Genomic DNA, 21,098 nt, shown 5'->3' with positions numbered 1-21,098 from the left:
CCATGCTGACCCGGAGGTCACGGTAACGAAAGACAGTGTGAGATGACACACGGTGCTGTGGGGAGTGGTCGGGAACCGATGGCGCGACCACCATCAAAGTGTTATGTCAAACCTGTGGCCAGGGCCTTTGTCGGAGCCGGTGCGGTCCGGTCATAGCGGTGCGGCGGGCGCGGTTCTTCGCGGGTCAGAGGCTCATACGGGTGAGATGATGGGCGCCGAGGCGGAAGGCATCCGCGAGGACCCGGATACGCGCGGGGCGTCGGTTCGGATCGAGGTCGAGAGCGCGCAGGAGTACCTCGTCGAGGGTCTGGGCCACCGGAAACGGCAGCCGGCAGCCGCGCAGCGGTGCGGGGAGTCCGCCTCGGCCCGGCGCCACCCCGGCCAGCCCGTGGTAGGCCATCGCCGCCAGACGGAACACGTCGGTACGTGGTCCGATGCGCGGGCCGGGCAGACCATAGCGTTCCTGCTCCGGCGCGCGGTATTCGGCGGGGCCTTCGCCGGCGAGCCGGGCGACCGCGGCGAGACCCAGGTCGCGCAGCACCACCGGCCTGGCCGCGACCGAGGGACGGGACCGGCTGGCCCCGGGCAGCAGCACCGCGTCCGGTGTGACCGCGCGGTGGCTGTAGCCCGAATCGTGCAGGGCGGCGAGAACGTCACCGACGCCGGCGGCGACCCGCAGTAACGCGATGGCCCGGGCCTGGTCGGGTGGTGGCATCCGGCGCGGCGCCGGCGGGCCGAACATCTCCCGCCAGCTGCGGCCAGCCGGCCGGGCCGACAGCAGCACCCCCTCGGCGGCGGTGAGCTGGCCCGCGACGAGGCTGGGCAACCCGGCGCGGCCACCGATCTCGGCGAGCAGCTGCAACTGGCCGTCGACGGTGGCGAGCAGGGCGTGCCCACGGTCACCGGGCTGCCGGACCAGCACATGGCGGAACCACACCGGCCGCGGGTTCGGGCCGACGACGCGGGCCGTGCCCTCGCGCAGCACCCACGCGTCGTCGGCGCCGCGCCGTTCGGCCGGGTCCCCCTCGAGCATGCAGGCCCGGCCGGCCATCCGGACGGTCTCACCGCCGCGCCACCGTCGCCGGGCGGCACCGTCATCACCGCCGCACAGACTCAGTCGCGGGCCCCGCGGCCCGCTGACCCGGGGGAAGACGTTCTCGGCGGGCGGCGAGGGCGGGGCGGTGTCGGGCCGGGCGGTGTCGCGCTCTGCCCGCAGCGGGCGAAGGTGGGCGGGGAACGTGCGGGGACGCGGATCCGGCATTCGAGATCGCTCTTCCCGGAGTGGTGGATTGTATTGACCGCAAGAAGGCTAGCCGAATCGGCCTACCGTCATCCGGAGAATTCCGCCAGAGCCTCGAGAATCTGCTGGCCGTATTTCGCCAGTTTGTTCTCGCCAACCCCGCTGATGCCGGCCAGCGTGGCCAGATCAACCGGCCGGCGGTTGGCGATCTCGCGCAGTGTGGCGTCGTGGAAGATGACGTACGCCGGCACGCTCTGCTCCTTGGCGCTCGCCGCTCGCCACGCCCGCAGCGCCTCGAACACCGGCGCGGCCTCGGCCGAGAGCTCCACCGGGGCCGCCGCGCCGCGCCGGGCCCGCCCGCCACCCTCCGCGCGGGTACGGCCCCCGCCCTCGGCGCCGCCGTCACCGCGGGCGCCGCCCGTGCTGCTACGCAGGGGACGGGCCGGTTCGCGGCGCAGGGCGACCGAACGGGAACCGCGCAGCACCTCGGCGCTGGCCTCGGTCAGCGCCAGGGTGCCGTGCTCGCCCTGCACGGCCAGCAGGCCCTGGGCGAGCAGTTGGCGCACGACGGCGCGCCATTCGAGTTCGCGCAGGTCCGTGCCGATGCCGAAGACGCTGAGGGCGTCATGGCGATGCTGTTCGACCTTCGGGGTGCGCCGGCCGAGCAGAATGTCGATGGACTGGCCCGCGCCGAAGCGCTGGTTGCGTTCCCGGTCCAGGCGCAGGACCGTGGACAGCAGCTTCTGGGCGGGGATCGTGCCGTCGAACGACTCGGGCGGGCGCAGGCAGCTGTCGCAGTTGCCGCAGGGCTGCGTGCCGTGCTGACCGAAGTAGGCGAGCAGGCCGACCCGGCGACACTCGACGGTCTCGCACAGCGCGAGCATCGCGTCCAGATGGGTGGACAGCCGGCGACGGTGCGCCGCGTCGCCGGGTGAGGAGTCGATGAGCCGCCGCTGCTGGACGACATCCTGCAGGCCGTAGGCGAGCCAGGCGGTGGAGGGCTGCCCGTCCCGCCCGGCGCGGCCGGTCTCCTGGTAGTAGCCCTCGACGGACTTGGGCAGGTCGAGGTGGGCGACGAAACGGACGTCCGGCTTGTCGATGCCCATGCCGAACGCGATGGTCGCCACCATCACGATGCCGTCCTCCCGCAGGAAACGGGACTGGTTGGCGGCGCGGACCCGGGCGTCGAGGCCCGCGTGGTACGGCAACGCGGGTATGCCCTGGGCGACCAGGAACTCGGCGACGCGCTCCACCGAGGCGCGCGAGAGGCAGTAGACGATGCCGGCGTCACCGGCGTGCTCGGTGCGCAGCAGCTCCAACAGCTGTGCCTTCGGCTCCTTCTTCGACTCGATGCGGTACTGGATGTTCGGCCGGTCGAAGCTCGAGACGTGGTGGTGGGCGTCGGCGAGCTCGAGGCGGGCGGTGATCTCCCGGTGTGTCTCCGGGGTGGCCGTCGCCGTCAGCGCGATCCGCGGCACCGTGGGCCAGCGCTCGTGCAGCATCGAGACCTGGAGGTAGTCAGGCCGGAAGTCGTGCCCCCACTGGGCCACGCAGTGCGCCTCGTCGATGGCGAACAGGGAGATCGACGCCCGGTCGAGCAGGCGGGTCGTCGCCTCGACCCGCAGCCGCTCCGGTGCCAGGTAGACGAGGTCGAGTTCGCCGGCGAGCAGCGCGCCCTCGACCGCCCGGCGCTCGCCGACGTCCTGGGTGGAGTTGAGGAAACCGGCTCGCACGCCGAGGGCCCGCAGGGCGTCGACCTGGTCCTGCATGAGGGCGATCAGCGGGGAGATGACGACGCCGGTGCCCGACCGGACCAGGGCGGGAATCTGGTAGCACAGCGACTTGCCACCACCGGTCGGCATGAGTACCAGGGCGTCGCCGCCGCCCACGACATGGTCGATGATCTCGCGCTGGCCGGAGCGGAACGCGTCGTACCCGAAGATCCGCCGCAGCACCTCTTCGGCCCCGGCCTCGGCCGCGGGCGGCCGCGTGCCGGTGGGACGGGCAAGCTCCGCGGGGCCGACAGGCACGGTCATGACTTCACCCTACGGTCGCCCCGTCGGGGGCCAGCGCCGTGGGTCGCCGGCTGTGGACAGTGCCCCCGCGGCCCCCGCGGGCCCTGTGGACAGCGGATGGTGTCGCAGGTCGGACGTCCGACGGGCGGTGGGTGGTGGGCGACGGTGGCGGTCGCCGCTGGTGGACAGCGACCGGTACCTCGTTACGATCCAGAGGATTTGCCGCTGTGGTCCGTCGGCGGGCCTTCCGTTCGGGCTGAGGTGATTCGTCCGGGTGGCTCGTATCCGGGCTGAGGAGAGGATCACGCGATGTCCACCGATCCGGCGCCGGTCGCGGTCGCCGCCCTACGCCTGTCCGACCCGGTGCAGGTCGGGCCGCATCGCCTGTTGGGCCGGCTCGGTGGCGGCGGGATGGGCGTGGTCTACCTGGGTGACGGTCCACTCGGCCAGGTGGCCGTCAAGATCATTCGGTCGGAGCTGGCGGACAACCCCAACTTCCGGGTCCGGTTCCAGCGGGAGCTGCAGGCCTGTTTCCGGGTCCGCGGCAGTCACACCGCCACCCTGCTCGACTTCGACATCACCGCCGACCCGCCGTGGATCGCCACCGAGTTCCTCGCCGCTCCCACCCTGGAACAGCAGGTCGCCCGCCACGGCGTGCTGGCCGCCGCCGACCAGCGTCGCCTCGCCGCGGGTCTCGCCGACGCGCTCGTGTCCATCCACGGCCCGGGTCTCATCCACCGTGACCTCAAACCGTCCAACGTCATGTGGACGACGCACGGCCCGATCGTGATCGACTTCGGGGTGGCGGCGGTGCGCGACGCCGGTCAGCTCACCGTCACCGGGACGTTGATCGGCACGCCGGGCTGGCTCTCGCCCGAGCAGCTGGTCACCGGCGGGATCGACGCGGCCGCGGACGTGTTCGCCTGGGGCGGCCTGATCTGCTACGCCGCCACCGGAAGCCCACCGTACGGGCAGGGCCCGGCCGAGGCGATCGCCTATCGGATCGTGCACGAGGAACCGCGGGTCGACTACTCGCGGATCGACGAAGCGCTGCACGAACTCGTCCGCCAGGCCCTGTCCCGCGAGCCCACCGACCGCCCCACCGCCGCCGAGCTGCGCCTCGCCCTGATCGACCATCTCGGCCCGGCCCGCCCGATCACCACGGGAGGCACGGGTGCTGCCGCCGGTGCCGGTGGCCTCCACGCGTCTGGTGGCGCTGGCGGCGCCGGGCCGGCTCGGACGGTTCCCGAGACCGTGGTGACACCGGCCCCGTCGGCCAGCCCGCCGCCGTTCGCCGCGGCGATGGGTCCGGTGGGCACCGGGGCGTCCGGCGGTACCCCGCCGTGGAATCTCTCCGGCACCGCGACGCGGGGACCGGGCGGGCCCGCGGACGGTTCCACGATGAACACGGGCAGCGGCAGCGGCAACGGCGGCGGCGGCGGGCGGGCGGCTCGGTCGAGGCGGCGCGGGCGGGTGTTCGCGCTGGGCGCGGGCGCCGTCGTGCTGGTGGCGGCCGCGGTCGTCACGGTCGTGGTGCTGATGGGCGGCAGTGACGGATCGGACGGATCGGACGGGTCGGGGGAATCGTCGACCTTCACCTACTCCGCGACCGGGCCGTGGCGACTGATGATCTCCGACCATCAGTCCGGGGACGACGTGGGCTGCACGGTCACCGCGTCCGACACCGCCGCCAACCCGCCCGGTCTCTCCCTGCCGACCAACGCGGTCTACGGGGAGGAGAGCTACCAGATGCACCTGGTCGGTGACTTCGCGCTGGACGTCGCGCCGGCCGATCCTGGCTGTGTCCTCCAGGCGATCGACGGCGCGGGGGACGCGCCGCTGCCCTTCACCGTGCAGCACAACGGCGACAGCACCGCCTTCCAGGCGCCGGGGGCCGTCGAGATCCAGGTCCGCGACTTCAACGGCAGCGACACGTGCGATCTCGTGCTGCGCGATGTCGCCTCCGGTGAGGACATCGACGTCGTGACCGCCAGCCCGGACGCGCCGACCGTCCGCCTCGACCCCGGCGGTCACGCCCAGGTCTACCTGGCGGCCGCCGGCTGCGTCACCAGGATCGCCGCTGTCTCCTGACCTGCCTGGTGGGCGGGCCAAGACAGGTCAGCAGATGCGGGGGAGGGACTCGCCGAGCGGGCGATCGACGATCCGGGTGCCGCCGAAGGCCGTGCGGGCGACGACCACACCGGGATGCTCGGCGGTGACCGTCCCGATCGCGACGGCGTCGCGGCCGTGGGGATGGGCCCGCATGGCGGCCAGGACGGCGTCGGCGTCGGCCTCGGCGACGAACGCGACCAGGCGTCCCTCGTTGGCGATGTGCAGCGGGTCGAGGCCGAGAAAGCCGCAGGCCGCCGCGACGACGGGGGGCACGGGGACAGCGGATTCGGTGAACTCGACCCCGACCCGGGCCGCCGCGGCGATCTCGCACAGGCTCGTCGCGAGTCCACCACGGGTCGGATCGCGCAGTGTGTGCACGCCGGTGCGGGTGGCTGTGAGCATGGCCGCGACCAGGCCGTGCAGCGGGGCGGTGTCGGAGTGGACGTCCCCGCCGAACTCGAGGTTCTCGCGGACGCTGAGCACGGCGATCCCGTGCTCGCCGATCGGTCCGGACAGCAGGACCCGGTCGCCGGGCGCCGCGCGGTCCGGGCGGACGTCGACCCCGGCGGGAACCACCCCGATGCCGCTGGTGTTGATGTAGAGCCCGTCGGCCAGGCCCCGTTCGACGACCTTGGTGTCCCCGGTGGCGATCGGGACGCCGACGGTGGCCGCGGCCCGGCCCATCGCCTGCGCGACCCGTCCGAGCAGGTCCAGTTCGAGGCCTTCCTCGAGGATGAACCCGGCCGACAGCGCCAGCGGCATCGCCGCGCGACAGGCCAGATCGTTGACGGTGCCATGGACGGCGAGCTCGCCGATCGAACCGCCCGGGAAGAACAGCGGCCGCACGACGTAGGAGTCGGTGGTGAACGCGATCCGCCCGCCGGGGACCGCCAGCACCGCCGCGTCCGCCAGGACGGCGGCGTCGGTGCCGGGGGAGGCGGGGTCGGGGCCTGGCGGGGCGAAGGCGGGGAGGAAGAGGTGTTCGACGAGCTCGGCGGACAGGATGCCGCCGCCGCCGTGGCCCAGCACGATCCGCGCGTGTTCGCGCAACGGGGCGGGGCAGCTCCAGTCGGCGGCGCGCACGGGGGCGGTCACCGTCCACCGCCCACGGCGGACAGCCGGCGGTGCTGGAAGTAGGCCGCGCAGGCACCTTCGGCGGACACCATGGTCGCGCCGAGGGGACGGCGCGGGGTGCAGGTCGTCCCGAACGACGGGCACTGCGGTGGGCGCAGGCGGCCCTGGAGGACCTCGCCGCTGTGACAGTCGGCCGACTCGGCGACGGTGAGGTCCGCGATGTCGAAGCGGAGCTCGGCGTCCAGCTGCGACCAGGCGGGGGACAGCCGCCAGCCGGAGGCCGGGATCATCCCGATGCCCCGCCAGGGACGGTCGCACACGGTGAACACCTCCTCGAGCATGGCGCGGGCCGACGGGTTGCCCTCGGGCCGCACCGCCCGCGGGTAGGCGTTGACGAGCGTGATGCGTCCGGCCTCGAGTTCGGTGATGGCGTGGCGGACACCGTCGAGCAGATCCAGCGGTTCGAAGCCGGTGACGACGATCGGGACGCGATGCTCGGCGACGATCGGTTCGTACTGCGCGGTGCCCATCACGGTGCACACGTGGCCCGCGGCGAGGAAGGCCTCGACCCGGTTGTCCGGCGAGGCGAGTACCGCCCGCATCGCCGGCGGGACGAGCACGTGACTGACCAGCATCGTGAAGTTCGTCAGGCCCCGGCGCCGCGCGGTGACCGCGGCCATCGCGGCCGCGGGCGCGGTCGTCTCGAAGCCGACGGCGAAGAAGACCACCTGCCGGTCGGGATGCGCCTCGGCGAGGCGGACCGCGTCCAACGGCGAGTAGACGACCCGGACGTCCCCACCGTGCGCCCGCACCGTGAACAGGTCGGTGGTGCTGCCGGGCACCCGCAGCATGTCCCCGAACGAGCAGAGCATGACCTCGGGTCGGGCGGCGATCGCCAGCGCCCGGTCGATCATCTCCAGCGGGGTGACGCACACCGGGCAGCCCGGCCCGTGGATGAACTCGACCTGGTCGGCGAGCAGCTGGTCGAGTCCGTTGCGGATGATCGCATGGGTCTGCCCGCCGCACACCTCCATCAGGGTCCAGCGGCGGGTGGCGGTGGCGGCGATCGTGTCGAGCAGGGTCGCGGCCAGCCGCGGATCGTGGAACTCGGTGAGGTACCTCATCGGCCGCCCTCCTCGGCCGGCAGCGGGGTGCTCTGGAGCGGGGTGGCCGGTAGCGGGTCGGGTCCGAGTTCCTCGGCGAGCAGGCCCAGCTCGCGGAAGGTCGCCAGGGTGCGGTGCGCGGCGGCCTCGTCGACGACGGTCAACGCGAAACCGGCGTGGACGATCGTGTACTCGCCGATGGACGCGTCCGGCAGGTAGGCGAGGCACGCCGTGCGGGTGGCCCCGCCGAAGTCGACGAGTGCCATACGGGTGCCGCGGTCGTCCCAGATCTCGGTGATCCGGCCGGGTATGCCCAGGCACATGGGGGTCAGGCTCCCTTCGCGGGCAGGACGAGCACGTCAGGTGAAGCGGGGACGTCAGGTGATCCGGGGACGTCAGGTGAGGCGGGGACGCCGGGTGATCCGGGGAGGTCAGCGGGCAGGGGGACGCCACCGAGGGCGGCGACGACGGCCTGGCCGAGCGCGAGCCCACCGTCTCCCGGCGGCACCGTCTGGTGGACGAGGACCTCGAAGCCACGCGCCGTCAACCGCAGCCGGCACGCCCGCAGCAGCGTGACGTTGGCGAACACGCCGCCGGTGAGCCCGACCAGGTGGATCCGGTACCGGTGACGCGCCTGCTCGGCGACGGCGAGCACCGCGTCGGCGACGGCCAGGTGGAACGCCAGGGCGAGCGCCGCCGGTGTGTTCCCGGCGCGCAACCCGGCGAGGATGCCTGCCAGGACCGGCGCCGGGTCGAGCGTCCCGTCCACCAGCCCGAAGGCCAGCGCGACGGTGCCGGTGCCGGTGCTGGTGGCCGCCGTGGTGCTATCGGTGGACGTCGTGGTGCCGGTGGACGTGCCCGCACCGGGCAGCGGGGGTGAGGTGGCGGCGAGGGCTTCGAGTTCGGCGGCGGCCTGCGCCTCGTAGGTGGTGCGCTGACGCACGCCCAGCAGGGCGGCCACGGCGTCGAAGAGACGACCCATGCTGCTGCTGGGCACACAGGCGACGCCGCGCTCCAGCATGGTGTGCAGGACGGCGAGTTCGGCGGCGCTGTGGGCGCGCACCGGGGCCAGATCCGCGTCCCAGTCCAGCCCGGCGGCCGCCAGGTGGGCGAGCGCGACCCGGCCCGGATGGCGCACCGCCGCGTCCGCCCCGGGCAGCGGTACCGGCCGCAGATGGGCGATCCGGGTGGCGACGGCGACGTCCGGCCCGACCAGCAGCGCCTCGCCACCCCAGACCGTCGCGTCCGGCCCGTGACCGGTGCCGTCGAACGCGAAGCCGAGGATCCGCTGGCCGAGGCGGCCGTGTTCGGCGAGCAGCGCCGCGATGTGCGCGTGGTGGTGCTGCACGAACGTCGGGCGCCGCCCGAGCCCGGATGCCGCTGGCAGCCGGGCCGCGGCCTGGACGGCCCAGGCCCGGGTGGCGTAGCCGGGATGCGGGTCGGCGGCGAGCCGGCGCACCGTCGTCGCGTACAGCCCGGTGAGGTGGACGGTGGCCCGTTCGAAGGCGTCCAGCATCTCGAGGCCGCCCAGATCACCGATGTGCTGGGACAGGATGGCCCGCCGGTCGACGGTCAGGCAGCTCACGTTCTTGCCGTCGCCTCCGACGGCGAGTACACCGGGGACCGCCCGCGGCAGCGGCACCGGCAGCGGCACCTGGCCGCGGGCACGCCGCAACGTGATCACCCGGTCGCCGTCGCAGCGCACCACCGAGTCGTCGCAGGGCACCAGGATCGGCCGGTCGTGGGTGAGGATGGCGTCGGCCAGCCCGGTGAGCCGTTCGGTGACCGTCGCGTCGTCGTGGCAGATCGGTTCGCCGCCACGGTTGGCGCTGGTCATCACGAGCACCGCCGGCGGTGCGACCCGCGCCGCCCGGACCGGGGCGAACAGCAGTTCGTGCAGCGGTGTGTACGCCAGCATCACCCCGATCAGCCCCGTCTCCGGTGCGACCCGCGCGGCGAGGACGATCGGTGCGGCCGGGGAGCGCAGCGCCGCGGCCTCGGTCGGGGACAGCCGGGCGAGGCCCGCCGCGGTCGCGAGGTCGGGGACCATCACGGCGAACGGTCGCTCGGGTCGGCCCTTGCGCACGCGCAGCCGGGCCACGGCCGCGTCGTTGTCGGCGGCGCAGGCCAGGTGGTAGCCGCCGAGCCCCTTCACCGCGACGATGCCGCCGGCGGCGAGCGTGCGCTGCGCCGCCTCCAGCGCCGCGTCGGTTCCCAGCACCGCGCCGGACGCCCGGGCCGGGTCGGCTGCCAGAGCCGTGTCGGCTGTCGGCCCGGCTCGTCCGGTGGGCGGGTTGTCGTCACCGGCGAGGGGGAGGTAGCGCAGGCGGGGGCCGCAGTCGGGGCAGCAGATCGGCTCGGCGTGGAAACGTCGGTCACCGGGGTCGGCGTACTGGGCGGCGCAGCGCGGGCACAGCGGGAAGCGGGCCATCGTGGTCGCCGACCGGTCGTAGGGCAGCGCGGCGATGATGGTGAACCGGGGACCGCAGTTGGTGCAGCTGATGAACGGATGCCGGTAGCGCGGGTCTGCCGGGTCGAACAGCTCCCGCCGACAGTCCGCGCACAGCGCCGCGTCCGGTGGCACCTGCGTGCGCGGACCGCTCGCGGCCCGACTCGCCACGATCCGGAACCCGGGCCCGCCGGTGGCCATGTCCTCGTCCTCATGGGACGGCACGGCGAGCTCGGTGACGGTGACCCGGTCGACGCGGGCCAGGGGTGGCGCCGGGTCGGTCAGACGGTGCAGGAACTCGGCGATGTCGGCGGGGGCGCCGTCCACCTCGGCCACGACCGAGACGGCGTCGTTGCCGACGAACCCGGCCAGCCGCAGGGCGCGGGCCAGGCGGTACACGTGCGGGCGGAAACCCACACCCTGCACCACACCCTCGACCACGATCCGCCGCCGCACCCGGGGTGTGGTCGAGGGCGCTTCGGTGATCAAGGTCCGCGCTCCCAGAGGACGACCCGGTTGTTGCCCGAGTCGGCGACGGCGAGGCGTCCGCCGTGCAGGGACAGCCCGTACGGCCAGCAGAAGGTGTCCGGGCAGACGCTTGACCAGCGGTTCTCACCGGTGTCGGCGAAACTCGGCTGGCCGAGGACCACGCTCGCCGACGACGCGGGACGCCCCCCGGCCCACGGGTCCTCCCAGAGCAGGACACGGTTGTTGGCGGTGTCGGCGACGGCGAGCACCGTGTCGTCGCAGTCGGCCGCGTACGGGAACCGCAGCCGGTCGGGACGGCCGGGGGCGTAGGGCGTCTCGGTGCAGGTCACCGCGTCGGGCTGGCCGAGGACAAGGTCCGCGTCGGTGTCGACGCCGGGATGCGGCGTCCAACCGAGCAGACGGTGGTCGCCGGCGTCGGCGACCAGCAGACGATCGTCGGTCCCGGTGATGTCGTGCGGCCAGCGGAAGCTCGCGGGGCCGGGGGGGCCGCCCCGGTTGTCCGCGTGGGCGCTCGGGTCGGGCTGGCCGAGGACCAGGTCGGGGGGTGTGTCCGGGGAGGTCGGCAGACCGTCCGACCAGCCGAGTACCCGCCGGTTGCCGGTGTCGGCGACGTAGAACCGGCCGCCGACGAGGGCGATCCCGAACGGCCAGTACAGCGACGTCGGCCCGCACTGTCCGCCGGTTCCGTCCGGTCCGCCGCGGTTGGCGGCGACGCTGGTCGCGTCGGGCTGGCCGAGGACCAGGTCGGGTGCGACGTCGTGGGTGGTGGGCACCGTGTCCCAGACGAGCAGCCGGTGATGCCACGCGTCGGCGACGACGAGCCGTCCGTCGTCGGTGACCAGCACCCCGGTGGGGAGCCGCAGGCCGCGGCGCGGTCCGCGGCCCCCGGCCGCCGGACCCTCGCTGTGCGGGTCGGGCTGGCCGAGGACGACGTCGGCCGGCGCGCCGTCGAACCGTGGGCGGTGCGCCCAGATCAGCACCCGGTGGTTACCGGTGTCGGCGACGACGAGCAGGTCGTCGCCGAGCCACACCCCGCGCGGCGCGTACAGGCCGGTCAGCGATGGCCGCGCCGAGGGCAGGGCCAGCCCTCCGGGCGCCGGGGCGCCCAGCCAGACCGCGGGCGTCCAGTCGTGGCGAGGGCTGAGCGCGCCGTCGGCGGCGGCGACCGTCACGTGGCGCGGGCCTGTGTCGCCCACTGGGCGAGTTCGTCGAGCAGGGCGTGCACGACCCCGGCCTCGTCGGTGGAACCGGCCCGGGCGAAGACGTCCTCGGCTTCGGTGAGGGCCTTCACCGCGGGTTGCAGGGCACCCAGATGCGCCAGCGCGTTGCCCTGGCCGGCGAGTGCCCGGGCGTAGCCGATCGGATCGGTCTGCTCGTCGCGGGCGGCCACGACCTGGGAGAACCGGCCGGCGGCCTCGACCAGGTTCTCCCGGCGATGCTGCGACGGCGCGTACACCAGCGCGTTGGCGAGGTTGAGCTGGGCGCTGGCCCAGCGCTGCGGATGGGTCCGCTGGGTGTAGACGGTGAGCGCGGTGCGCAGCCCCTGGATCGCGACGCCGATCCGCAGCTGGTCGGAGGTCTGGGTCATCGGGATCGCCAGGTACGCGGTGGCCAGGTTGACCTGGGCCGCGGCGAACACCTCCGGCGCCGAGTCGAGGGTGACCAGGCGCAGCACCGCCAGGTACTGCTCGATCGCCGGGCGCAGGCCCTCCGCGTCCTCGCCGGCCCGCTGCTGGTAGGCGGAACCCAGGGACAGGCGCAGTTCGGCGCGGGCCAGGACGAGATCGGTGGCGTCCAGGGCCTCGCCGGCGGCGGCCAGGTCGGCGAGTACCGCGTCGGTCGGCCCCTCAAGGCCGTGGCGCAGGTCGGCGGCGGCGGACCGCAGCTGCGCGGCGAGGCCCGGGCTGACCGGTGCGGCCGCCTCGTGGGCCTGGTTGAGCTGGCCCACCGCCCGCTGCGGCGCGTCCCCGGACATGGACGCCGCGGCGAGTGTGGCGTGCACGAGCGCCGCGATCTCGCCGGTCTCGTCGGTGAGCGCCGGCGGTTCGGCGAGGGCGCCGTTGGAGAAGCGCACCACGTCGACGAGCACACCGATCTCGGGTCCAAGCGCGGCGCGCAGCGCGGCCGGGTCCTCCACCGGAGGTCCCGCCGGGCGCAGGACGAACCGGTTGTAGCGGTCGATCGGGTCGTCGCCGACCAGCAGGTCCGCGGCGGCGGTGAGCTCGCCGCGATGGGCCAGTTCCAGCGCCCGCAGCCGTGGCGGCCACACCGCCGGGACGCGGCCGGCGGCCAGATCGCGGCGCACCGCCGCCGCCTCGTCGTCGTCGCCGGGGACGAGCAGGTACCCGGCGGGCAGCGGAAACACCCCGACCGGCTGCGGCCGCGCCAGCGCTGTCGCCCCGGTTGGCGCGGTCGGCCCGGTTGGCCCGGTTGGCCCGGTTGGTTCGGTCGGCTCAGGCATCGTGGTCACCGGCGGTCAGGTCGACCGACGTCGCCAGGTCGTTCAGGATCATGGTCTGTACTCGTTCCATCGAGCGGCGCACGGCCGGGGTGAGGTCGGCACCGGGATCGAGGCATCCGGCCTCGATCAGGTAGACGACGATGTCCGTCGGAAAGTCGGCGCCGAGCAGCCAGCGGGCGAACACCAGCGCCTGGTCCCAGCGCACGGCGTGCGGCTGCGGCAGGGTGGCCAGCGACGGCGTGCCGACAGGCGGCGTACCGGCGGGCGGCGGGTCGGCGGCGGCGAGCTGGTCGGCGGGCACCCGGTGGATGGTGCCGGGGACGGCACCGGTGCGGGCCGCGTCCACGATCAGCACCCGGCGGGCGCCGCGCATCGCGAACGCGGTGTCCAGGCCCGCGGTGCCCCCGTCGACGAGGCGGACGTCCGCCGGCACCCCCACCGCGGCGAGGTGGCGGATGAGCACCGGGCCGACCCCGTCGTCGCCGCGCAGCAGATTGCCGCAGCCGATCACGGTCGCCGTCCACGACGGTGGGGCGATCCCCGGCGGGTCCAGCAGCGCCGCGAGCCCGGTGGGCGCGTCGGCGGCAGGCCCGTGACCGGTGGGCGCGCCGGCGGCCGGCTCGGCGGTCACACCGTCTCGTTCAGGACGAAGCTGGAAAGCTCCCTGCCCGTCCGGCCGTCGTAGGCGTGCACCGTGCAGACCAGGCAGGAGTCGAAACTGCGGGCCACATGGCCAAGCTCGACCGGGTCGGACGGGTCGGTCACCGGCGTGCCGACCAGCGCGGACTCGATCGGTCCGGGGGTGCCGTCGCCGTCGCGGGGGCCGATGTTCCACGCCGTCGGGGTGATGACCTGGTAGTTCGCGATCCGGCCGCGTTCCAGGACGATCCAGTCCGCCAGCGACCCGCGGGCGGCCTCCGTCGCGCCGAAACCCCGTCCGTCGGCGCGTTCGGTCGGCGCGAGGTGGAACGGTTCGTGCAGGTCGATCTGGTCGAGCCAGCCGCGGACCCAGCGGTAGTAGCGGGCGGCCTCGTGCATCCGGGCCAGCAGCCGGACCATCACCGACGAACCGATGGTGGCCAGGATGTCGGCGAACAGCGGGTCGTCGTCCTGATGCGGGGCGGCACCGGGGGCGGCGGCGGCGACCCGACGGGCCAGCGGGCCGGCCTCCAGCGGAATCGGACCGAGTCCCGGCACGTCGTAGCGGGGGGACTTCGCCCAGCTGTACTTGCCGTCGGCCTGGGCGCGTTCCGGGTCGACGGGCACCGTCTCGCCGTCGAACGGGTGGTAGGCCGACGTGCCCTGGTAGTACGAGTGGGTGACGTCCTCGCGGACCCGGGCCTGGTCGAACGGGAAGTGCGTCCCGCCGGCGTAGATGCCGCCGCGGCCGATCAGCGCGTCGTTTCGGCCGTCCACCGTGGGCTGGCGGTAGAGGTCGGGGTCGAAGTAGGTGCCGGTGGCCAGGTAGTTGCCGGGGCCGGCGCCGTAGCGGTCCAGGCCGATGTCGAGGCAGTAGCGCAGGAAGAAGCCGCAGTCGCTGTCACGGTGCGAGGCGCTCTCGTCCAGCCAGGCCAGGATGTCGGCCCAGCTGCGGTTGGCCAGCCACCGGTCGACCGAACAGCCAAGCCAGCGCTGCTCGAGCCACTGGGACTTCCAGTGTTCGAGGATGGCGGTGGCCCGGGTGACGTCCGCCAGCGTCGGCGCGCAGATCACCCCGCCGGGCACCATGAAGCTCGAGTGCGGCCACTGCCCGCCGAAGAGCGCGTACACCTCGATCGGCCCCGCGGACAGGGCCACACCCGGCCCGTAGCTCGTCCCGGTGAACGGGGTGAACCGGCGCACGGCCTCGGCGTACAGCGGCGAGCCGGCGTACCGCTTGTTGGTCAGGTCGATCGCGAACAACGCGTAGAAACACCGCGGAATGCTCTGCAGCGTCTCGCAGGCCTGCGCGATGTTGCGGATCAGCGTGGCGTTGCGCGGCAGTTCGGTCCGCCAGGCGACGTCAAGGGCGTAGGCGGCCTTGAACAGATGGCTGCCGCCGCAGATCCCGCAGATCCGCGGTGTGACGATCAGGCCGGCCTGCGGGTCCTTGCCGCGCAGGATGATCTCGAAACCGCGGAACATCGCCGCCGAGGTCCAGGCTTTGCTGACCACCCCGTCGTCGATCGTGACCCGCACGTCCAGGTCGCCCTCGACCCGTCCCATCGGGCTGACGTTGAGATCGACGGTCGTCATCGGTGCGTCTCTTCTCGTGTGTGGCTGGCCTGGATGCGGGCTGGCCGGCGTGCGGGGCTGGCCGGATCAGACGACGAACATGTCCTTCTTCGACCAGGACGGGGCGCCGATCCGGGCGGCGGCGGCCTGACCCAGGTAGCTCAGGTGACCGGCCCCCTCGGGAACCTCCCGCGGGATGACACCGGCGACCTTCTGTGTACGGAACACCGTGCCGGGCGCGAGATCGAAGAACGGGAACTCGGGTTCGGTGCAGCCGATGCACGGCATCCCGGCCCGGGTCTTCGACGACTGCCGGTTCCACAGGATGCGGTTGCAGGGGGAGTGGGTCATCGGACCGCGGCAGCCGAACTCGTAGAACAGGCAGCCCTGGCGGGTGCCCTCGCCGAAGGCGACCGTCGACTGCTTGTACTCGAAGTACCCGTTGCGCGTGCAACCGGAATGGGTGAACGACGTGAAGAACGTCTGCGGCCGGTGCAGGTCGTCGAGTCTGATGTCGGCGGCCCGGCCGGTGGCCAGCGCGACCAGGATCTGGGTGATCCAGTCCGGATGCGCCGGGCAGCCGGCGATGTTCACCACCGGCAGCCCGGCCCGCGACCGGAAGTCGGCGCCGAGGAAGCCGCCGGGGTCACGGCGGTGGAACTGCAGACCGGTGGAGTCGGTCGGGTTCGGCGCGGTGGCCGGTAGTCCGCCGAAGCTCGCGCAGTCCCCGACCGCGACCACGACCTGCGCCTGGGCGGCCAGATCACGCACCCAGTCCTGCATCGGCCGGTCGGCGAACACGTCGTAGGTGCCACGTCCGCCCGGACCGCGGATGACCGACCCCTCGAACACGAAGATGTCGACGGGACGTTCCCCGCGGGCGCAGTCCCAGAACAGCGACCGGGCCGTCGCGCCGGTCTCGAGCCCCAGCGACGGATGCCAGACGAGGTCCAGCCCGAAATCGGTGATCAGGTCGATGACGGTGGGTTCCTCGGCGTTGAGGAACGACATGGTGTTACCGCTGCACGCCCCGCCCTGGAACCAGAGCACGGATGACATCGGCGGTCCTTCCTCCCGGCCCGACCAAGCTGCCGAGGTGCCTGCTGGCATCGGCACGGCGACGGTATGCGTCCGCGGCGGACCCGCAGATAGGTCGTGTGCGGACGCTGCCACCTATGCGGGGTGACGTTTGGCGACCGGCGCCCGAACGGTGAGAGTGGAGTCCGGTCGGTGCCGTACCGGCCAGCGCCGCCGCGCTCTCGCGGGACGCCCGGCAACGGAGCCGACGGGAGGCACGGGACGTGCACGAGCTGTCGATCTGCCGGTCCGTCGCCGACATCGTCGCCCGCCACGCCGGCGGACGGCGGGTGAGCGTGGTCCGGTTGCGGGTCGGCGCGTTGCGCCAGGTCGTCCCGGACACGCTGATCGCCTGCTGGGAGTGGGCCTGGGCGAGCCATCCGGACGGCGCGGTGCTGGCCGGATCGGTTCTCGAGGTCGATCACGTGCCCGCCCGGGTGAGCTGTCGGGCCTGCGGGGCGCACGGCGCGCTGGTGCGGCCGTTCGTCGCCTGCGCCACCTGCGGCGCCGACGCCGGTCACCTCGACCTGACCAGCGGCGAGGAGTTTCTCGTCACCTCCTTCGAGCTGGCACCGGCCGAGCCGGCACCGACCGACCTGGCATCAACCGACCTGGCATCAACCGACCTGGCATCAACCGACCTGGCATCCGGCGAACATGTGCCGAGTGCGCCGACGCCCAGCGAACCGGCGCCGAACGCGCCGGCGGAGGTCTGACGTGGGCCGTTTCCACCCCCATCCCCCCGGCTCCTTTCCCCACCGCCCCAGTCGACGGGGCGCGCCCCCCCGGGTCGTCCCGCCGCATCCCCCCACCGGCGCGGGCCGCCCCCGCCCGTCCGACCAGCCACCCCCCGCCCAGGGCGGACGCCCCCCGCAGGGCAGCCGTCCGCCGCAGGGCACGAGTCCCACGCAGGGAACGAGTCCCACGCAGGGCGCCGCTCCCACGCAGGGCGGCCGTCCGGCGCAGGGCGGCGGTCCCGCGCGGGACGCCCGTGCGCCGCAGGGCGCCCCGCCGCACGGCGGCGGCCATTCCCACGACACGGGGCAGGCTCCGCACCGGCACGGCGACGGGCCGGGAGCCGGGCGGTCCTCGGTCGAGGGCGGACGGGCCGAGCTCGCCGGTATGGATCTGTCGGGTTACGACAGTGCGTCCGAACGCGTCGAGGTGATGGAACGGATCCTCGGGGAGAACGAGCGGGCGGCGGCGGCGAACCGGGCGGCGTTCGACGCGGCCGGCGCGGCGGTGGTGAACCTGATGTCGGCGCCGGGGGCGGGCAAGACGACACTGCTCGTCGAGACGCTGCGCCGGCTCGCCGCGCACCGGCGGATCGGCATCATCGAAGGCGACATCGAGACCAGCATCGACGCGGACCGCCTCACCGGATTCGGCGCGTCGATCGCCCTGATCAACACCGGCGACGGGTTCGGCGGGGAATGCCACCTGGACGCGCCGATGGTCGCCTCGGCACTGCCCCGACTGCCGCTGGCCGAGCTCGATCTGGTCATTGTGGAGAACGTCGGGAATCTGGTGTGTCCCGCCGAGTTCACGGTCGGCGAGCATCGTCGGGCGATGGTGTACGCGGTGACCGAGGGCGAGGAGAAACCACTCAAATACCCGGTGATGTTCCGGTCAACGGATCTCGTGCTGGTCAACAAGACCGACCTGTTGCCGCATCTCGACTTCGATCTGGCGGCATTTCGGCGTAACCTCGAGATGGTCCGTCCGGGCGTCGAGGTGCTCGAGATCAGCGCGCGCACGGGCACCGGGGTCGACGCCTGGTGCGAGTGGCTGGGGCGTCCAGCCTGATTCACCGGACACGGACCGGTCTGGTCGAGGTCGGGCGTATTGATATTATCAGATAAGCGGGCCGTGTTCGGCGTGCCGGTTTTGCCTGTGGTGATCCGTCCGCTATAAAAAGCTTCGATCGGGATGGTGAAACGTTCGGAGAGGCTTACGTCATGCGCCCACCCAGCTATACCCCGAAAAGACCGCGGTCCATGCGACGGCGACGGGCCCTGGCGGCGGTCGCTACGGCGGCCGCCTTCGGATTTCTCACGGCCGGGGCTGGCTGCCCGCCGCCCTGTAATCCGAATGCGCCGTACCCGCCGAGCCACCCCTGCATCCTGCACCCCTGACCGGTTCGGCTGAGAGGTCCTGGCGGGCGAGGTGGGCGGGGATCACCAACCTCGCCAGGACCAGTAAACCGGCCGCCCGGCCCTCCACTCAGGCCGGTTCCAGGGCCGGCGAGCCGGGGCGCGTGTTCCGCTGGGATTCGGGCCGCTCAGCGCATGATGCCGGTGTGGCCCAGGGAATAGCGGCCCGGCTGCGGCCAGACGGTCAGCCCGTGCGGCTCATGGCCGACCGGAATCCTGGTCAGCAGCCGGCCGGCGGACGGATCGGAGCCGCCGGTGCCACCGGTGTCGAAGACGTAGACCTCGTTGCTACGCCGACCGGACAGCCACAACCGGGTGCCGTCCGCGTTCACGTTGCCCATGTCCGGTGTGCCACCGCCGGGAATCGGCCAGTTCGCCACGACCGCCCGGGTGGCGAACGAGATGACCGAGACCGAGCCGTTCTGGCCGGCATGCGGGAACGGCACGCTCATGCTTTCCATCTGGCCGCCGCGATTGGCCACGTACAGGAAACGCCCGTCCCGGCTCGGATAGAGCCCGTGGGTCTCCGGTCCGGTGTGCACAAAACCGATCCTGGTGAACGTGTCGCCGTTGAGCAGATGGACTCCGTCGGAGTTCATGTCGGCGACATACCAGACCCGGCCCGCCGGGTCGATCTTGATGTCCTGCGGCGCGGCCTGGCGGCCCAGATCCAGATAGCCCACGACCGTCTGGTGGACGAGGTCCACCTTGACGAGTCGTCCGGCGAACTCGCAGGTGGCGATGGCGTAGCTGCCGTCCGGGGCGAAGTCGACATGGTTGACGCCCGCGCATTCGGTGCCGACATCGAGGCTGTGGCGCAGTTCCATGGTGCGCGGGTCGCGGAAGTCGATGTCATGGTTGGCCTCGGCGATGACCATCGCGTACCTGCCGTCGGGCGTGAAGTACAGGTTGTACGGGTCCGCGACCGGGACCGCCGGGCCGGCGAGCCGCCCGGTGCTCGGGTCGATCGGTGACAGGCTGTTGCCGGCGTTGTTGTTCACCCACAGGGTGCGCAGGTCCCAGGATGGTACGACGTGCTGCGGTTGCCGTCCGGTGGCGAAGGTGTCGATGATCTTCATCGTCTTCTGGTCGATGACGCTGACGGTGCCGTCGGCCAGGTTCGGAACGTAGACGTACGCCGGATCATTGCGGACGACCGGGCTGAACATCCCGGCCCGCGCGTGCGCGTAGACGTCGACCCCACCCGCGCCGCCCGCCGTCACCGCCGCCGCGCCCCCCGCGGGGGCACTCGCCGCCGGGGTGCCGGCCGGGTCACCATGATGATCGTGCGGGTGGGCGCTGGTGGACGACGCCACCGCACTCGGCTCGTGATCGTTTCCGGTGACGACGTAGATTACCCCTGCGGCGATCAGCAGAACCGCGATGATCGCGGCGCCCAACACGCGCTGCCGGGGCTGCCTGGCCGACCGGTGGGAGTGGGGCGAATCCTTGGCTGGCACGGCGACAGACTAGCCATGGGTCAACGCTCGGATGCTAGCGGCACCCGGGTGAGTGAGGGGAATCTGCGACGTTGTGGTCGCCGGCTCACTGTGGTCCGTCGTGTCGCGTTGGGCGGTGCCGTCGACCGGCGCCGGGTGAGGGGGGCTTTCAGTGACATCGCAGCGGTTCACCGTGCCGGATATGGAAGGAAACGGCCCATCCCGGCGTCGACTGCTGGCCGCCGGCTCCGCGGCGGCCGCCGCCGCGGGGCTCGCCGCCTGCTCCGGCTCGGCCTCGCCCGCCGGCTCGGCCGGTGCGGCCGGCGCCGGTTCCACGCCGCGACCGCTACGCGCGCCGGCCACAGCCACAGCGCCGGCCACTCCCGGGAGCGTCGCCGCGTCCGCACCACCGCCCGGCCCGGATCTGGTGCCGGGTGGTCCGGCCACGGCGGTCGCGAACGGTCCGCGTGACCGTCCACGGGTGGCGCTCACCTTTCACCTCGGCCCGCACGAGACCGGCCAGGACCCGGCGCTCGCCCGCCAGCTGCTCGGCGAGGCCGCGGACCTCGGCGTGCCGATCACCGTGTTCGCTGTCGGCCAGTGGTTGGACGCGCACCAGGACCTCATCCCGCCGATCCTCGCCGCCGGCAACGAGGTGGCCAACCACACCTACACCCATCCGACCCTGACCGCGCTGCCCGCAGGCCAGGTCGCGGCCGAGATCGCCGGCTGCCGGGACGTCCTCGCCCGGCTGACACCGACCCAGGGCCGGTACTTCCGCCCGTCCGGCACCAGCACGGCCAGCCCGCTGATCCTCACCGAGGCCGGTGCCGCCGGCTACCGCACGGTGGTCGACTTCGACGTCGACCCGCTGGACTACACCTCACCCGGTGCCGACGCGGTGGTCGCCCGGGTCCGCGCCGGGCTGCGGCCAGGTTCCATCGTGAGCCTGCACTTCGGCTACCCCGGCACGGTCGCAGCCTTCCCCCGGATCGCGACCCTCCTGCGCACCGCCGGCCTCACCCCGGTCACCGTCCACGACCTGCTGACCACCTGACGTCCGGGTAGGGGTGCTCGGCGTCAGATGGCCGCGTTCGACGCGGGCGCGCAGGCCGCGGCGGTCCGGTTTGCCGCTGGGAAGGGAAGGCACCTCGTCCGCCGTGGCGATGATCCAGCGGGTCGGGACCTTTTGACTTCCTCTCCGCCCTGAAGGGAGGAGATTCCCGTCTGCTACACCCCGGTAGGGGTGGGCTTCGGGTGGGTTCCCGTTTC

The 21,098-nt window shown here is 73.2% G+C and carries 16 protein-coding genes; 4 read left to right on the top strand and 12 right to left on the bottom strand.

Annotated features, from left to right (window positions below):
- Positions 1-184: 184 nt before the first annotated feature.
- On the bottom strand, positions 185-1,261 hold the full coding sequence (locus MXD59_RS23200; RefSeq protein WP_248826719.1) for a protein kinase family protein: 1,077 nt from the start codon (positions 1,259-1,261) through the stop codon (positions 185-187).
- Between the two features lie 68 nt (positions 1,262-1,329).
- Complete coding sequence (gene recQ / locus MXD59_RS23195; RefSeq protein WP_248826718.1) at positions 1,330-3,276, bottom strand: DNA helicase RecQ; 1,947 nt, start codon at positions 3,274-3,276, stop codon at positions 1,330-1,332.
- A 288-nt stretch (positions 3,277-3,564) separates the two neighbouring features.
- Here recQ and MXD59_RS23190 point away from each other — a divergent pair, with 288 nt between their 5' ends.
- Positions 3,565-5,346: a serine/threonine-protein kinase gene (locus MXD59_RS23190; RefSeq protein WP_248826717.1), complete on the top strand. Its 1,782-nt coding sequence runs from the start codon at positions 3,565-3,567 to the stop codon at positions 5,344-5,346.
- 27 nt (positions 5,347-5,373) lie between these two features.
- On the opposite strand, the gene hypE is transcribed toward MXD59_RS23190, so the two are convergent.
- The 9 genes from hypE to MXD59_RS23145 form a co-directional block, all read right to left on the bottom strand.
- Positions 5,374-6,462: a hydrogenase expression/formation protein HypE gene (gene hypE / locus MXD59_RS23185; RefSeq protein ID WP_248826716.1), complete on the bottom strand. Its 1,089-nt coding sequence runs from the start codon at positions 6,460-6,462 to the stop codon at positions 5,374-5,376.
- Positions 6,459-7,565: a hydrogenase formation protein HypD gene (gene hypD, locus MXD59_RS23180; protein WP_248812161.1), complete on the bottom strand. Its 1,107-nt coding sequence runs from the start codon at positions 7,563-7,565 to the stop codon at positions 6,459-6,461. The genes hypE and hypD overlap by 4 nt, the downstream gene beginning before the upstream one ends.
- Positions 7,562-7,867 (bottom strand): HypC/HybG/HupF family hydrogenase formation chaperone, encoded by a 306-nt coding sequence (locus MXD59_RS23175; RefSeq protein ID WP_163548216.1) that lies wholly within the window; start codon positions 7,865-7,867, stop codon positions 7,562-7,564. Before MXD59_RS23175 ends, hypD begins: the two co-directional genes overlap by 4 nt.
- Positions 7,868-7,872: 5 nt before the next feature.
- Entirely contained in the window at positions 7,873-10,482 is a 2,610-nt protein-coding gene (locus MXD59_RS23170; RefSeq protein WP_248826715.1) for a carbamoyltransferase HypF, read from the bottom strand.
- The gene (locus tag MXD59_RS23165; RefSeq protein ID WP_248826714.1) at positions 10,479-11,678 is read right to left on the bottom strand and encodes an NHL repeat-containing protein; all 1,200 of its coding nucleotides are present in this window, start codon (positions 11,676-11,678) and stop codon (positions 10,479-10,481) included. Before MXD59_RS23165 ends, MXD59_RS23170 begins: the two co-directional genes overlap by 4 nt.
- A complete protein-coding gene (locus tag MXD59_RS23160) occupies positions 11,651-12,943 on the bottom strand; it encodes a hypothetical protein (RefSeq protein WP_283097365.1) in 1,293 nt (430 codons plus the stop codon). The genes MXD59_RS23165 and MXD59_RS23160 overlap by 28 nt, the downstream gene beginning before the upstream one ends.
- Positions 12,936-13,574, bottom strand: a complete 639-nt coding sequence (locus MXD59_RS23155; RefSeq protein WP_248826713.1) for a hydrogenase maturation protease — start codon at positions 13,572-13,574, stop codon at positions 12,936-12,938. The genes MXD59_RS23160 and MXD59_RS23155 overlap by 8 nt, the downstream gene beginning before the upstream one ends.
- A complete protein-coding gene (locus MXD59_RS23150; protein ID WP_248826712.1) occupies positions 13,571-15,178 on the bottom strand; it encodes a nickel-dependent hydrogenase large subunit in 1,608 nt (535 codons plus the stop codon). The genes MXD59_RS23155 and MXD59_RS23150 overlap by 4 nt, the downstream gene beginning before the upstream one ends.
- Positions 15,179-15,244: 66 nt before the next feature.
- Positions 15,245-16,216, bottom strand: coding sequence for an NADH-quinone oxidoreductase subunit B family protein (locus MXD59_RS23145; protein ID WP_248812155.1), 972 nt, complete (start codon positions 16,214-16,216; stop codon positions 15,245-15,247).
- A 242-nt stretch (positions 16,217-16,458) separates the two neighbouring features.
- On the opposite strand from MXD59_RS23145, the gene MXD59_RS23140 reads away from it, so the two are divergent.
- On the top strand, positions 16,459-16,950 hold the full coding sequence (locus MXD59_RS23140) for a hydrogenase maturation nickel metallochaperone HypA (protein WP_248826711.1): 492 nt from the start codon (positions 16,459-16,461) through the stop codon (positions 16,948-16,950).
- Between the two features lies 1 nt (position 16,951).
- The gene (gene hypB, locus MXD59_RS27830) at positions 16,952-18,040 is read left to right on the top strand and encodes a hydrogenase nickel incorporation protein HypB (RefSeq protein WP_248826710.1); all 1,089 of its coding nucleotides are present in this window, start codon (positions 16,952-16,954) and stop codon (positions 18,038-18,040) included.
- 475 nt (positions 18,041-18,515) lie between these two features.
- On the opposite strand, the gene MXD59_RS23130 is transcribed toward hypB, so the two are convergent.
- Complete coding sequence (locus MXD59_RS23130) at positions 18,516-19,847, bottom strand: YncE family protein (RefSeq protein WP_248826709.1); 1,332 nt, start codon at positions 19,845-19,847, stop codon at positions 18,516-18,518.
- A 151-nt stretch (positions 19,848-19,998) separates the two neighbouring features.
- On the opposite strand from MXD59_RS23130, the gene MXD59_RS23125 reads away from it, so the two are divergent.
- A complete protein-coding gene (locus MXD59_RS23125; RefSeq protein WP_248826708.1) occupies positions 19,999-20,883 on the top strand; it encodes a polysaccharide deacetylase family protein in 885 nt (294 codons plus the stop codon).
- Positions 20,884-21,098 lie beyond the last annotated feature (215 nt).

It is taken from the genome of Frankia umida (assembly GCF_023242945.1).
Lineage (GTDB): Bacteria > Actinomycetota > Actinomycetes > Frankiales > Frankiaceae > Frankia > Frankia umida.
This window is presented reverse-complemented; position numbering and strand designations above follow the sequence as displayed.

Coding starts and splice junctions, on each gene's coding strand:
- MXD59_RS23200 (WP_248826719.1), bottom strand. CDS start 1,261: ATGCCGGATCCGCGTCCCCGCACGTTCCCCGCCCACCTTCGCCCGCTG.
- recQ (WP_248826718.1), bottom strand. CDS start 3,276: ATGACCGTGCCTGTCGGCCCCGCGGAGCTTGCCCGTCCCACCGGCACG.
- MXD59_RS23190 (WP_248826717.1), top strand. CDS start 3,565: ATGTCCACCGATCCGGCGCCGGTCGCGGTCGCCGCCCTACGCCTGTCC.
- hypD (WP_248812161.1), bottom strand. CDS start 7,565: ATGAGGTACCTCACCGAGTTCCACGATCCGCGGCTGGCCGCGACCCTG.
- MXD59_RS23175 (WP_163548216.1), bottom strand. CDS start 7,867: ATGTGCCTGGGCATACCCGGCCGGATCACCGAGATCTGGGACGACCGC.
- MXD59_RS23160 (WP_283097365.1), bottom strand. CDS start 12,943: ATGCCTGAGCCGACCGAACCAACCGGGCCAACCGGGCCAACCGGGCCG.
- MXD59_RS23150 (WP_248826712.1), bottom strand. CDS start 15,178: ATGACGACCGTCGATCTCAACGTCAGCCCGATGGGACGGGTCGAGGGC.
- MXD59_RS23145 (WP_248812155.1), bottom strand. CDS start 16,216: ATGTCATCCGTGCTCTGGTTCCAGGGCGGGGCGTGCAGCGGTAACACC.